The sequence below is a fragment of the Mycobacterium noviomagense genome (genome assembly GCF_010731635.1).
Classification (GTDB): Bacteria; Actinomycetota; Actinomycetes; order Mycobacteriales; family Mycobacteriaceae; genus Mycobacterium; species Mycobacterium noviomagense.
This window is the reverse complement of the sequence record NZ_AP022583.1, coordinates 1,569,546-1,583,441: the sequence shown is the minus strand read 5'-3', so window position 1 is coordinate 1,583,441 and position 13,896 is coordinate 1,569,546. Positions and strand designations below refer to the sequence as shown.

General features: G+C 66.0%; 14 protein-coding genes. All 14 read right to left on the bottom strand.

What is annotated here, in order from left to right; translation table 11 throughout:
- Positions 1 to 165: 165 nt before the first annotated feature.
- Entirely contained in the window at positions 166 to 3,468 is a 3,303-nt protein-coding gene (locus tag G6N15_RS07595; protein ID WP_083088466.1) for an arabinosyltransferase domain-containing protein, read from the bottom strand.
- A complete protein-coding gene (locus tag G6N15_RS07590) occupies positions 3,468 to 5,360 on the bottom strand; it encodes a galactan 5-O-arabinofuranosyltransferase (RefSeq protein WP_083088467.1) in 1,893 nt (630 codons plus the stop codon). Before G6N15_RS07590 ends, G6N15_RS07595 begins: the two co-directional genes overlap by 1 nt.
- 2 nt (positions 5,361 to 5,362) lie before the next feature.
- Positions 5,363 to 6,142: a decaprenylphospho-beta-D-erythro-pentofuranosid-2-ulose 2-reductase gene (locus tag G6N15_RS07585; protein WP_083088468.1), complete on the bottom strand. Its 780-nt coding sequence runs from the start codon at positions 6,140 to 6,142 to the stop codon at positions 5,363 to 5,365.
- Positions 6,143 to 7,501: an FAD-binding oxidoreductase gene (locus tag G6N15_RS07580; protein WP_083088469.1), complete on the bottom strand. Its 1,359-nt coding sequence runs from the start codon at positions 7,499 to 7,501 to the stop codon at positions 6,143 to 6,145. It lies immediately after the preceding gene.
- Positions 7,502 to 7,533: 32 nt separating this feature from the next.
- Positions 7,534 to 7,950, bottom strand: coding sequence for a GtrA family protein (locus G6N15_RS07575; RefSeq protein ID WP_083088470.1), 417 nt, complete (start codon positions 7,948 to 7,950; stop codon positions 7,534 to 7,536).
- Positions 7,951 to 8,007: 57 nt separating this feature from the next.
- Positions 8,008 to 8,490, bottom strand: a complete 483-nt coding sequence (locus G6N15_RS07570) for a GreA/GreB family elongation factor (RefSeq protein WP_083088471.1) — start codon at positions 8,488 to 8,490, stop codon at positions 8,008 to 8,010.
- Between the two features lie 148 nt (positions 8,491 to 8,638).
- A complete protein-coding gene (locus G6N15_RS07565) occupies positions 8,639 to 8,830 on the bottom strand; it encodes a CsbD family protein (RefSeq protein WP_083088472.1) in 192 nt (63 codons plus the stop codon).
- Positions 8,831 to 8,876: 46 nt separating this feature from the next.
- The gene (locus G6N15_RS07560) at positions 8,877 to 10,151 is read right to left on the bottom strand and encodes a hypothetical protein (protein WP_083088473.1); all 1,275 of its coding nucleotides are present in this window, start codon (positions 10,149 to 10,151) and stop codon (positions 8,877 to 8,879) included.
- A gap of 13 nt (positions 10,152 to 10,164) precedes the next feature.
- Positions 10,165 to 10,512: a type II toxin-antitoxin system PemK/MazF family toxin gene (locus G6N15_RS07555; protein ID WP_083088474.1), complete on the bottom strand. Its 348-nt coding sequence runs from the start codon at positions 10,510 to 10,512 to the stop codon at positions 10,165 to 10,167.
- Complete coding sequence (locus G6N15_RS07550; RefSeq protein WP_083088475.1) at positions 10,499 to 10,729, bottom strand: ribbon-helix-helix domain-containing protein; 231 nt, start codon at positions 10,727 to 10,729, stop codon at positions 10,499 to 10,501. The genes G6N15_RS07555 and G6N15_RS07550 overlap by 14 nt, the downstream gene beginning before the upstream one ends.
- 52 nt (positions 10,730 to 10,781) lie before the next feature.
- Positions 10,782 to 11,612, bottom strand: a complete 831-nt coding sequence (gene wzm / locus G6N15_RS07545; RefSeq protein WP_083088476.1) for a galactan export ABC transporter permease subunit Wzm/RfbD — start codon at positions 11,610 to 11,612, stop codon at positions 10,782 to 10,784.
- Complete coding sequence (glfT1, locus tag G6N15_RS07540; protein WP_083088477.1) at positions 11,609 to 12,517, bottom strand: galactofuranosyltransferase GlfT1; 909 nt, start codon at positions 12,515 to 12,517, stop codon at positions 11,609 to 11,611. The genes wzm and glfT1 overlap by 4 nt, the downstream gene beginning before the upstream one ends.
- 13 nt (positions 12,518 to 12,530) lie before the next feature.
- Positions 12,531 to 13,346 carry a galactan export ABC transporter ATP-binding subunit Wzt/RfbE gene (wzt, locus tag G6N15_RS07535; protein WP_083088478.1) on the bottom strand — a complete coding sequence of 272 codons (816 nt, stop codon included), beginning with the start codon at positions 13,344 to 13,346 and terminating at the stop codon, positions 12,531 to 12,533.
- Positions 13,347 to 13,356: 10 nt separating this feature from the next.
- A complete protein-coding gene (locus G6N15_RS07530) occupies positions 13,357 to 13,887 on the bottom strand; it encodes a bacterial proteasome activator family protein (RefSeq protein ID WP_179961793.1) in 531 nt (176 codons plus the stop codon).
- Positions 13,888 to 13,896 lie beyond the last annotated feature (9 nt).

Sequence of the window (13,896 nt, the reverse complement as noted above, 5' to 3'; positions counted from 1 at the left end):
TGACGCACCGAGCGTGAAGCTTTCGCGAGTTTCGTCGTGCGACTCGCAGTGCCGAGTGTGCAGTCACAGCGTCGACTCTGCGGCCATGGCTAGGTTCCTCGGCTTGGATTGACTGTGGACGCAGTACCGAGGCAGTGGACGCAGACTCGACTCCGACCTCAGCAATTAATGCCGCAGCGGGCCGGGGCTCCACAAGCCGCTGCGCGTCGCCGATCCGAGGTCCAGACGGGCCGGCGTCGCATCGGGGTAGTAGGGCGTCAACTCTTGTAACGCACCCCAGTCGCGGAACCAGTCGTCTTTGAGGTAGCTGGGCAGCGTGGTCGCGCGCACCAACAGCTCGGTGATCCCTAGCGGGCCGCCGCCGTTGTTGTCCATCACCGGTGAATTGGCTTCGGCGCCAAAGCGATCCGGAAGGATCCGCCACTTCGGCGCTTCGATGACGCCGTTGCGGTGGTCGAACGGCCGCTGGCACGGGAACGCCAGGCCCACCAGCCAGTCCAGCAGCACCGGGTCTCGCGACCCCACCACGTCTTGCAGGGAACGCAGCCGCGGCATGCGCGGCGGGGTCAGCGCGATCCAGTGCTGCGGCGCCAGGTCGTCGTCGGTGGCGACCACTCGAATCTGGGTGGTGCTGTTCGGCAGCGCCGACATCGGCGCCCGCAGGTTACGCCACGCCGGCGCTGCCCCCACGTCAACGAAATTCACGGTGCCGCCCGGCTTTCCGGCGGCTGCGCCCTTGTCGTCGGCCCACTCCAGCTTCACCTCGCCGGGATCGAATCGGCCGGCCGCCGAGACGACCAGCAGCGGCCCGGCCTGATCGCGGGGCGGCAGCCGATACCACGCCGAGCGCAGCACGGCGGGGACTTGCACACCGGAGCGCCAGCTGCCCAACACCGGTGTGCGGGAGGCGTCCAGGTTGTAGGGCAACCGGGCGCGGGATCCGTTGATGCCCGGCGCCGCCGTGGTACCGCCTTCGGTGCCGGCCTCGCTGCTGGTGATCAACCCGTCGTCGTTCAAGAAACTGCGGTCGCCGGGTCGTTCCATCACCGGGTCGGCGGAGACGTCGGCGGGAATGCCGTTGGGGTCGAAGCCTTCCGCGTAGCCGCCGCCCAGCGCGTCTTTCACCGGCATCCCGATCGGGGTCAGCGCGCCGGCATTCGGATCTTGCTCGACGAGCACGTCGTTGGCCAGTCCGCACGTTCTGCCCGTCAGAGCCTGCAGGTTGGAGCGGCCCACCGACCAGGCCGGGTACTGGTCGGTCATGCCCAGGGTCAGCGACATCACCTCGAAGAAGACCAGCAGCCAGGCGGCAATCGCCAACGGGGACTGGGTGATTCGGGCGAGTCGCGAGCGGGGCTCACGGCCAGAGCCGTTGTTGACGAAGTGGAACCACGCCGCCACCAGCAGCACCAGCACAGTGAGGCCCAATAGCGCGGTGGTGAAGCCGAACTTCCACTCCGGGAACGCATTCGACCACGGCACACCGAAATTCGAGACATACCACCAGCCGTTCACGCTGGCGAACGACAGCGCCATCACGAACAGCACCAGGGCGGCGAACATGGTGCGGTTGCGTCGCGAGCGCATCGCGGTGGCCGTCACCGCGACAGCGGCCAGCGCCCCCAGTGAACTGGCCAGCCCGGCGAACACCCCGAAGTGGTGCGTCCACTTGGTCGGCGTGAACATCATCGCGAGGAACGAGATGATCGTGATGCCGACGATGCGCCGGCTCGGCCCGGCGGCGGTGCCCGGAATTCTGCCCTTGCGCAACGCCATTGCCACTGACACTGCAAGCGCGACCAGCAACGCCAGCACGGCGAAGCGCCGGGCCACCGAGCCGTCCGGGCTGGCCATGAACAGCCGCTCGTAGCGGATGTGTTCGTCGAACCAGCTCAAGCTGGGCCCAACCGCACGCTTGAGCATGTTGGCCTGCAGCTCGCCGGCGAAGGTCTGGTCCCGGAAGATCAGGATCGTGGTGACGGTGACCGCGGCCAGGATCGGCGCCAGCAGCGGCAGTGCCCCGAAGCGTTTGGAGCGGCGATGCACGATGGTGCGCAGCGGCCCGATCGCCACCAACAGCGCCCCGATCGAGGCAATCCCGGTGGGACCGGAGAACAGGGTCAGCGCGCCGATGATGCAGGCGATCGCCACCGGCAGCAGCCGGCTGGTGGCCACCGCCCGCTCGACCGAACACCAGGTCAGCAGGATGCCCAGCGCAATGATCGGCTCGGGCCGCAGCCCGTTGTTCAGCGGCAGCCAAAACGCCAGGAACATGCCCGCCGCCGTCCACGCCGCGGCGCGGCTCTGCTTGACCGCGTGGCCCAGCCGCGGGATCACTTCCCGGCTGATCATCCACCAGCACGTCAGCGCCATCAGCAGGGTCGGCAGCCGCATCCAGATGCTGGCCGTGGTCACGTGCGCCCACAACGCCAGCAGGTCGTAGTACCAGCCGAACGGGGCCTCCGGGGTGCCGAACCAGCGGTAGTAGTTCGCCATGTAGCCGGCGTGTTCGGACACCCGGGCCATGGTCAGGATGTAGCCGTCGTCGGCGGTGTTGGCGCCGACGAACTGCCACCACACCAGCACCGCAGTGACCAGCACGTCGAGGCCGCTGATCGACCACCAGCGAGCGGGCAGGAAGCGGCGGTGGCGGATCCCGTCGGCGCGGTCGAGGATGTGCAGCGCGATCAGCGCGGTGATGGTCAGCACGACGCCGAGCACCATCGCGGCCATCTTTAGCTGCGTGGGCGCGCTGCTGTAGCGGGTGTCGATGGTCGCAGACAGCTGCAGCCCTGGCGGCGCGGGCCCGGACAGGTCGGTGAACACGCCGACGATCTGCGGCCGGAAGTCGTAGCCGCCCCGTTCGCCGCGCAGCGGTGCGCCCGGGTGGTCGGCGTGCGGGCCTTGGCGCAGCCCGACGAATTCGCCGGTGACCTTGTCGGCGTGGGCGGTGAACGTCAGCCGCTGGCAGGCCGGGCCGAGGACCTCGCGCAGCGGCGCCACCACCACCGGGGTGTTGCGCACGACAAGGACCAGGTCGTCGTTGGCGCGTTCAATGAGCAGGCCGCGGTCGACGGCCTTGGGCGCTTGCTTGGGCACCGTGGACAGCAGCACCGTTTTGCCGGTGTTGGCCGGCCCGGCCAGTCCGGCGGCGGCCTGGCACGGGATGGTGATGTTCAGATCGGTGGCGACGTATCCGATCAGCGGCGCCTCGACGCTGTGGAACACGCCGTTTTGCGGCCAGTTCAGCTGGGCCGTGGTCTGTTTGACGGGCAAGAACGGGGTGATGATCGCCAAGCCCGCTCCGAGCAGGCCGGCGACGACGGCGACGAGCGGGGCGGCCCGGAAGTTACGGGCGGTCCGGTCCACCCCGGTGGTGGCGTCTTCCCGGGTGGTGCGGTCCTTCGCGCCCGTGACGGTCACGGAGCTAGATGGTAATGGCCCGACCTGTGTCGATTCCGTTGCCATCAGTGGCTCGGCTCCTGGCGGATGGCCAGCACGAACGGGCCGATGCTGGTGACGGTGAACCGGGGCTCGGCGAACAGGGCGGCTTTGAAGTCGACGGTGTAGCGCCGCACGTTGGGTTGGTTGGGGTAGACGTCCTCGGCCAGCCGCAGGGTGTAGGTGTCGTTGGTGCCGCGACGCATCAAGAACACCGTGGGCGGCGCCCAGGGCAGCGTGTCGAGCGCGTGGACGAACTGGTCGGCGCTCTTGAGCTTCGACCAGCTCTTGATGGCGGCGGCGCGCTTGTCGAATTGCGCCAGCGGGTTGGCGTAGTGCGAGGTCAGGCCTTGGAAGCCCCAGTAGGGGTAGTAGGACAGGAAGCTGTAGTCGGCGGTCAGCACGACGGTTTGGTCGCGCGGCTGGCCCGTCATCTGGGTGATCACCGTGTCGATGGCCGGGTAGTACTTCTCGGCGCCGGGCGGGCGTCGGTCGCCGCGGTGGCCGTACCCGTCGGTGTCGGTGTAGGCGACCGCGAGGTCCGATCGCAGCACCTCGGGGATGTTCTGGCTGAACCCGATCGCGCCGACCAACCCGATCGCGGCGGCCACCGGGATGACGCTGCGGCCCCAGGCGCGGTCCCGCTGACTTCTGACCACCGCCTGCGTGACCTCGATGAAACCGAATGTGCCGGCCGCGGCCAGCAGCACGGTCAGCGTCGGCTGCAGCCGGAACGACAGCAGCGTCGTGCGTGCCAGCGTGGTCAGCATCGACAGCAGCGACCACAGGTAGACCGCGAGCACACCGACCGCCAGCCCGGCCGCGCGCACCGATGTCCGCAGCCTGACCAGCAGCCACAGGGTGCCGAGCATGCACAGCGCGCCGAGCAGAGTGAACTGCAGCATCGGGAAGGTCAGCTCGGCGCCGTCGGCGGGCAGGTAGTGCCAGGCGCTGCCGGTGTTGCTGACCGCGTCCCGGGATGCCCGCAGCAGAAACGGTGTCCACGTGGTCGCGGCAATCGCGGCGGCGATGACGCCGATGACCGCCAGCCGGACCAGCGGGTCGATCGCGGCTTTGATGCCCCGCCGCCAGCGCGACGCCGCCAACAGCACCGCCATCAGCACCACGGTGAACGCGCTGTACGCCAACAGCAGCGTGTAGAAGGTGGCCGCGAAGCCCAGGAAGATTCCGGCCCCGACCACCGCGGCCCAACCACCGGAGCGGTCGCGAGCGCGCAGCCCCGACCAGGTCAGCACCAGCACCGGCGGCAGCAGCACGGTGATCATCGCCGAGTACGGCTCCGGCGAGCTGTAGGCCAGCATCACCGCAGCGGTCGCTGTCGTGACGATCAGCGCGAACTCGAAGCGAATCATTCGCCACCACAGCACCAGCGCCACCGCGACCGCGATGGTGATCGAGGTGATCGCCCACGGCTTGTACATCTCCCAGCCGGGTGTTCCGGTCAGCGCCGCGATGCGCCCGCCGATCGAGAACCAGCCGGGCGGATAGAACGGCGGCAGCCCCTTGTAAGTCATGTCGCGCAGGGCAGCGCTGTCGGTGAGCCGGGTCAGATATTCGGTGCGGAACTGCTGGTCCACCGAGATCCCGAACAGATAGAGCTTGGTCGCGCCCAGCGGCATGCCCAGGGTCACGACACAGAACGCCGAAACAAACACCACCGCGGCCAGCCGGGCCACCAACCGACTCGCCGCCTGACCGCGTCGCCACAGCCATCCGGTGACCACCAACCCGACGATGCAGCCCACCTGGCCGACCGTGGTTAGCGCGTGCAGTTGGTTCGACGACGGGTACGCCGGCCAGTTCACCCCGGCAATGGCTTTCAGCGAGACCACCGCGACGACAACCGCGATCGCGGCAGCGATCGCCATCTGGCCGATGCTGGCCAGTGCGTTCCGCATACTCAGATGGGGAGCTTGCGGAAGATCGGCCGCGGGATATGACGCAATACCATCATCACGTAGCGAAATGTCGGTGGCGCCCAAACCAATTCCTTACCTTTCGCGGCCGCGCTGACCGCGAGGTTAGCGACTTGTTCCTTGTCGACGGTCAGCGGTGCTTCTTTGAGGTGGGCGCTCATCCGGGTGCGGACTTGGCCGGGCCGGATCACCAGCACACGAACCCCATACTCGCGCAACGCTTCACCGAGACCAAGGTAGAAGCCGTCCAAACCGGCTTTCGTGGAGCCGTAGACGAAGTTTGACCGCCGTACCCGCTCGCCGGCCACAGTGCTCATCGCGATGATCTGGCCGAATCCTTGCGCTCGCATCTTTTCGCCGAGCAGCACACCCACCGAAACCGCCGCCGTGTAGTTGATTTCGGCGATTTGGACGGCTTTGCGCTGGTTTTGCCAGAGTTCCTCGGCGTCGCCGAGCAAGCCGAACGCGACGATAGCGACGTCGATATCTCTAGAGCCGCCGCCCTCATTTTTAGAGGCCTGCTCGATCACCTTCGGGTGGCTGTCGGTGTCGAGTGCGTCGAAGTCGATCAGCTCCACTGACTTTGCTCCGGCGGCTTTCATTTGGGCGACGGCGTCGTCGCGGCCCGGATCATCCGGCAGACAGGCAAGTACGATGCGTGCCGGGGCGTCGTGCAGGTAGCGCTCGCAGATCGCCAGCCCGATCTCGGACGTGCCGCCGAGCAGCATGATGGTCTGCGGGTGGCCTACGGCATCAAGCACCATTTAGAGCAGCTCCAGACGTCGGGCCAGATCCGAGGCGAAGACCCCCAACGGATCGACCTTGCGGCGCACCGCGATCCATTCGTCGATGCGCGGATACATCGCGTGAAACACGTCAGCAGTCGTACGCGAGTCCTTGGCGGTGTAAAGCCGGCCGCCGAATTCCAGCACGCGGCGGTCGAGTTCGTCGAGGAACTTGCCCAGTCCCGGTTTGATCGGGAAGTCGACGCAGACGTTCCAGCCCGGGATGGGAAAGCTCAGCGGCGCTTGGTTTCCCGGGCCGAACAGCTTGAACACATTGAGAAACGAGTAGTGCCCGGATTTCTGGATGTCGTGGATGATCCCTTTGAACTCATCGACCGCCTCCGTGGGCACTACGAATTGGTACTGGCCGAAACCAGCGGAGCCGTAAGCGCGGTTCCATTCGCCGAACATGTCCAACGGATGGTAGAACTGCGTCAGGTTTTGGACCTTGCCGCGATAGGTGCCGGATTTTCGGTACCACAGCTCGCCGATCGGGCCGAAGGTGTACTTGTTGGCCAACCCGTTCGGGAAAACATCCGGCAGGGTAAGCAATTGCGGCGCATCGAATTTCAGCGGATTGCGCTGAAGCTTCTCGGGGAGCTGCTCGAGCCGGGCCAGCGATCCCCGCGATATCGCGGCGCGGCCCAGCTTGGGCGGTGGGCTGATCGCATCGAACCAGGCTGACGAATAGGTGTAGTTGGCCTCGCTGCCGTCGCTGTGAAAGGCGATGGTCTCGTCCAGACTGTGCGTGACGTCGCCGTCGGCGATGAAATACGCCGTCTCGGTTGGGGTCATCGCGATGGTGGCTCGCAAGATGATGCCGGTCAGGCCGTTGCCGCCGACCGTGCACCAGAACAGTTCGGCGTCGAGACCCTCCGGCGTAAGTGTCCGGATCTGCCCGTCGGCGGTCAGCAGGTCGATGGAGCGCACGTGGTTGCCGAAGCTGCCGGCGCTGTGGTGGTTTTTGCCGTGGATATCGCAGGCGATCGCGCCGCCGACGGTGACCTGCCGGGTGCCGGGCAGCACCGGAACCCATAGCCCGAACGGCAGCGCCGCCTTCATCAGCTGGTCGAGGCTCACGCCGGCGTCGACGTCGACCAACCGGGTGTCGGCGCTGATCGAGTGGATGCGGTTCAGCGCCGTCATGTCGATGACCAAGCCGCCGCCATTCTGGGCGTTGTCGCCGTAGGACCGGCCCAGACCCCGAGCGATCACGCCCCGCTCGCCCGCGTTGGCCACCGCTTTGGCGATTTCCTCGGGGTCCGGCGTGGAGAGCACCTGCGCCACGGATGGCGCGGTGCGGCCCCAGCCGGTCAGCCGTTTGGTGGTCGTCAACATCGTCAAAGAGGGTACCGCCCTATGCCGTCGGGTCAGCGCAGCCGGAAGATCACCGATCGCTGCACGACGAAGTTGATCACCGAGGCGGTGCCCTGCGCGATCACGAACGCCACCGGGACCGCCCAATTGCGGTAGTCGAGAAGCGCCAGGCACAGGTGGTTCAGCCCGACCTGCACCGCGAAGGTAATCGCGTAGAGCGCCATCACAACCAGGAACCGGGCGGTGCTCGGCGGGGCCTGAAACGTCCACCGGCGGTTGATCAGGTAGGCGGTGATGGTGCCCGCAACGAAGCTGGTGGCTTTGGACAAATCGACCTGCAGGCCGACCGCTTTGTACAACACCAGATAGAGACCGAAGTCGACAATCGCCGACAGACCGCCGGTGACGACGAACCGCCAGACCTGAGTGGTCAGGCTCAGCTGCGCGGCCGCCGGGGCGATCTCGGTCATCGCGGGCAGTCTACGGGGCGCAGCGCCTGACCTGCTGCATGCCGAGCGGCTGGGGATCTAGTTAGGCAACTTGACGTCGAGCAGCTCAACCTGGTTTTCGCCTTGCGGCGTCGAGTAGGTGATGGTGTCGCCGGGTTTATGCCCGGCCAGGGCCAAGCCCAGCGGGCTGCCGGCGGTCAGCGTTTCGGCTTCGCGGCCCACCGGGGTTTGTTCGACGATGGAGATCACCAGCATCGTGACCACCGAGCCGTCGGGGAAGCGCACGGTGACTTCGGTGCCTTCGGGCAGGGTGCCGTCTCCGTTGGACACCGGTCCGGCGCGCAGCACCCGGTCGAGTTCGTTGATCCGTTCGTCAAGGGCGGCCAGCTCGTCGGCCCGCTGGATGGCGTCTGCGGCGTCACCGTGGTCGCCGACCATGCCCCGGTCGTTTTCGACCTCGAGCTCCAATCGATCGCGGCGTTGCCGCAGCCGGTCCAACTCCGCGGCGATGCGATCACGCACTTCATCCGCAAGCCCTGTCGATTCCTTGTGCTCGCTCACTTTGCTGGCCTATCTCGCGGGGCGACCGCGGGTGTCGCCGCGGAGCGCCCAGATTGTCTGGAGTGCCGTCCGCCCATTATGGCGCTGTGAATCGGTTTCGTGGCGTTTCGTGCAGGCACGCCAACGGTGCCGAGAGCTCTCGCGAGCGTCACAGCTCGCGGCGGCGCCGACCGCGGAAGGCGTCCTTGACCTTTTCCCCGGCATCCTTCAGATTCGACGAGAATTGATCGCCTGTGCCTTGGTTTTCCAGGTTGCGGTCCCCGGTGATGCGGCCAATTGTTTCCTTTGCTTTGCCCCGGAACCTCTGCAGCTTGTTTCTGGCTTTGTCGTTCGCGGTCATAGCGGACCTCCTTTGTCCCGCAGGGAGTACCCGCGTTTTGGCCCCGCTACTCGTCGTGCCAGCGGGCCTGGTGATCGGCGTGCGTCGGAAGGTAGGCACCGGGCGAGAACAGCTCGTCGTAGAAGTCGGTGTCGATGTGCTGTGCTTGCAGGTACATCAGCACGTGCACGGTGGGCACGGTGGCGGGCAGCTTGCCGAACGTGTCGTAGATGTACGACGCCTCGACGGTGACGAGTTCGGCGATGCCATCGGGCGGCAGCGCTGACGAACGGACCTTGCGGGTGTCGGCCCACGCTCCGCCGGTTTCAGGGTGAAACGGGCCGCCCGGCCCGTAGCGGCGCGCGACGAATTTCTCGACGCCGGCATGCACCGACGGCACGTGCGGTGGGCTGAGCGTCTCGAAATAGCCGGGCAGCCCGGTGACGTTCGGGAACGGCCAGCGTTCGTCGTGGTCGGCGACGAAGCCCAGCCCGGGTGCCTTGGGATCACCGGAGCCACCCAGCACCGACAAGCGGTCCAGGCCGTCGTACATCCAGCCGCCTAGCCCCATGGCCTGCAATGCCAGCACGCCGTTGTTTGCGGCAGTGGCTAATTCGGCGCTGGCCTCGGTCAGCGTGTACTGCTCGGCGAAGGACAACGGAACCGGCTCGTCGGCATGCGCCAGCGACGAAAACGCTTGAATGCCAGGGATTCTGCGGTTGTTGACGTCGTCGTACACGGTGTAGCCGTTGGCTGCGAAGAACCACAGATTCGCCATCAGGTGTTCGGCGAGATCGGCCACCGGGAAGGCCAGCATGCTGCCGGGTAGGTTGGCCACCCAGATGTTGTGGCCTTCCATGTAGGGCTCTTCGCGGGGTAGTTGCAGGCGGCGCTCCGAGATGCGGATATACGAGTCGGCGGTGTGGCTGATCCAGTCCTCGATGCTGGTGAACGCACGCGGCGACTGGTCGCGGGTGGGCAGGAGATACGTTCCGGTGTCGTCGGTGAAAAACAGTTGGCTGGTGTGGAATCCGGCGGCGGACGGAAATGTTCGGCCGGTCGCGCTACCCGAGTAGTTCGGCAGCGCGGGCGCATAGTCGGGGTTGTAGGGAATGCCGTAGTGCCATCCGGTGACGCCGCCGGTGACCGCGAGCAGTAGCGCCCGCTCGACGTCGGACAACGGCTGGCTGGGCCGTCGGCTGGTGAATGCCAATGGCCCGCTTGTTATCTGGCCGCCGACCGGGAACCGGCGCGATCGCCGCCCGGTGATGGCTGCGAGCAACGGAAACTGCGCAACCTCCACTAGAGCGGCGCGTTCGTGATCGGAGATGCTCAATCCCATCGGATGCTGCTGATCACAGTTCGAGGTGGAGTCGCAATGCATCGTCGAGTCGCGCGAGTTCAAGGAGCCCGACTCGGCCCAGTCGCCGGATAAAGCGTTGCGTTGCAACGGATCTGATCTGTTCAGCTTGTGCTTTGGAATCGACCGCAAGACCGGTGGTGGCGGCTGGCAGCAATACCTGAAATGGATAGATTGCTGAGACGTTGCTCGTGACCGGTACAACGGTGACTACGCCACGCCCAAGTCGGGCGGCTGTCGCGTTGGCTCGGTCATTGCTGACGATCACGGCCGGGCGCTGCCTGTTGGCTTCGCTGCCGCGAATGGGATTGAAGTCGACCTGCCAGATTTCACCCCGGCGCATTCCCGAACCCGTCGTCAGTAGCGTTCTGCCAGACTTCGTCCTCGCCGGCCGTCGCCCACTCTGTCCACGCTTCGTCGTAGTCGTCTTCCAGAGTGAGGTAGCGAAGCATGCGAACAGCACGCTGCAGACCAGCGGACCGCGATGGTAACCCCTTGCGTTCGACATAGGCGTCCAGCGCTTGGACGTCTTCGTCAGAGAGGCTGATGCTCAACTTCATACCTCAATACTACCTTAGTAGTACTATGGTAGTAATCATCTGAAGCCCGAGTTCAGACCCAGTACGGCACCCGGGCGCGGTACTGGCGCATCGCGAACGCGGCGAGCAGCCATCCGACGGCCGTCAGCACCACCACGACCACCCAGTGCCGCAGCTCTTGGTGGGCACCCAGCAGCGGCGCTCGCACGATGTCCAGGTAGTGCAGTAGGGGATTGAGTTCGACGATCTTCGACCACCGTTGCGCATTCTGCTGGCGCAGGGTCTCGTCGTTCCAGATGATCGGGGTCATGAAGAACAGCAACTGCACCACCGAGAACAGCAGTGGTCCGATGTCGCGGTAGCGCGTCGCCAGGATGCCGAAACACAGTGACACCCACACCGCATTGAGCACGATCAGCGCCAGCGCCGGAATGACGGTCAGGTCGGCCCAGGACCACGGCTTGGGATAGATGACCGCGATGACGGCGTAGATGACGATGTTGTGCGCAAACAGGATCATCTGCCGCCACACCAACCGGTAGACGTGCACGGAGAGCGGCGTCGGAAGTTGTTTGATCAGTCCCTCGTTGGCCACGAACACCTCGGCGCCTTCGAGGATGGCGGCGTTGATCAGATTCCAGATGATCAGCCCGAGCGTGACGTAGGGCAGATGCACCGCCAACTCAAGCCGAAACAGCTTGGAGTACAAGGCACCCATCGCGACGGCGGTGGTGCCGGTGGCGATGGTGATCCAGAACGGGCCCAGCACCGAGCGCCGATACCGCTGCTTGATGTCCTGCCAGCCCAGGTGCAGCCACAGCTCGTGGCGACGCCAGCCGTCGATCAGATCACGCCACGCCCGGGCCAGCGACTTGGACTCAGCCGCCGCGTCAGTGAATGTCACGACACCCCTCCCGGTCGGCGGAACTGCTCGCGACGCCCCAGTCGCCGCAACCGAAGCCATTCCCGCAAGCCGCCCGGATCGCGGCGGGACACCAAGAAGAACCAGCCGAACCGCACCCATTCCTGCGGCAGCAGCCGACGCAATCCCGGCTGGGACATCAAAAAACCGCGATTGCGGTAGGTGAAGTAGCGCTTGGCTGGGTCATCCGGATATTGGGCGTGCATGCGACCGCCCAGGATCGGTTTGAATTCGGCGGATCCGCACGGATGCAAATACACCGCCTCCAGGCAGGTCCCGAACGGCAGCCCGGAGCGCACCAGCCGGCGGTGCATCTCCACCTCGTCGCCGCGGACGAACAACCGCAAATCCGGCACGCCGATCATCTCCAGCGTCGATGCGGCAAACAGCGCGCCGTTGAACAGCGACGCGATACCGGGCAACAAATCCTGCTCAGCGTCGGTGTGCAGCTCGCTGACCCGCCTGCGCCACACCAGGCCTCGGCGCAACGGAAACGCCAGAAGGTCCGGGTCGTCGATGTTGCAGACCATCGGCGACACCTCGGCCAGTCGATGTTTTGCCGCGCAGGCCAGCAGCGTGGCCAGTACGTGCGAGTCCTGCGGGTGCCCGTCGTCGTCGGCCAGCCATACCCAGTCGGCGCCCTGCGCCATGGCGTACAGCATGCCGAGCGCGAATCCGCCTGCGCCGCCGAGGTTCCGGCGTGACCCTAGATAGGTTGCCGCGATGGGCTGTCCTGTCACCAGTTCCCGGACGCGCTCGTCATTGCCGTTGTCGACGACGATCAGCTGGTCGGGTAGGCGAGTCTGTGTGGTCAACACATCAAGCGACTTGGCCAGTTCGTCCGGTCGCCGGTGGGTGACCACGACGGCGCACACCAATTCACTCATGCTCGGCCACTTTTCATGCAAGCTGCTCGTCGGCGTTGAGCTCGTCTAACACTGCGCGCACATGCCGGGCGGCGTCTTCGCCCTCGTAGGCGCGAACGACGTCCTCGATGCCGCCCGTCATCCTGATCGTGCCGTGCTCGATCCACATCGCGGTCCGGCACAGCCGGGCCAGAAACTCGTTGGAATGGCTGGCGAACACCAGGATTCCGGAGCGCTCCACCAACCGCTGCAGCCTCGGCTGGGCCTTTTTCAAAAAGTCGGCGTCCACCGCGCCGATGCCTTCGTCGAGCAGCAGGATCTCCGGGTCGATGCTGGTGACCACACCCATCGCCAGCCGCACGCGCATCCCAGTGGAATACGTGCGCAGCGGCATCGACAGATAATCACCGAGCTCGGTGAACTCGGCGATCTCGTCGACCTTGGCCATCATCTGCTTGCGGGTCTGCCCCAAAAACAGCCCGCGGATGATGATGTTCTCGTAGCCGGAGATCTCCGGATCCATCCCAATGCCCAGGTCGAAAACCGGCGCCACTCGCCCGATCACCGTCGCCGAGCCCCGCGTCGGCTCATAGATACCCGAAAGCAGCCGCAGCAGAGTCGATTTCCCCGCCCCGTTGTGACCGACCAGGCCGACCCGGTCGCCCAGGCTCAACGACATGGTGATATCGCGCAACGCCTCGACGACCACCACGTTGGAGGCATTCCGGCCGATGGTGCCGCCCGCTGCGCCCAGGAAGGTCTTCTTCAGCGAGCGTGACTTGGCGTCGAAGATGGGAAACTCCACCCACGCGTTGCGCGTCTCGATGTAAGGCGAGTGAGGTCCGGACACCGCTGACTGCTTACAGGTATTGCCCCGTGCCCGACTGCCCGTGCCCACCCGGACGGCTGACTCCCGGCGGCAGCGCGCCCTGGCGCATCTGCTCGAGCTGGGCGCGGGCCGCCATCTGCTGGGCGAACAGCGCGGTCTGGATGCCGTGGAACAGCCCTTCCAGCCAGCCGACGAGCTGGGCCTGGGCGATGCGCAGCTCCGCATCTGACGGGGCGGCGTCCTCGTTGAACGGCAGCGTCAGCCGGTCGAGTTCCTCGCGCAGTTCCGGTGCGAGGCCGTCTTCGAGCTCTCGGATGCTGGTGGCGTGAATGTCGCGGAGCCGGTTGCGGCTGGCATCGTCGAGCGGCGCGGCCCGCACTTCTTCGAGCAGCTGCTTGATCATGGTGCCGATCCGCATCACCTTGGCGGGCTGCTCGACCAGGTCGGTCAGCGACCGGTCGTCAGTCTCGTCGTCCTCGGTCGCGGCCGTGATGCGAGGATCGCCGCCCCCGATGATCTCGATGTTGTTGTCGCCATTGCCGTTGCTCAATGCGGTCACCACCCTCGGTTT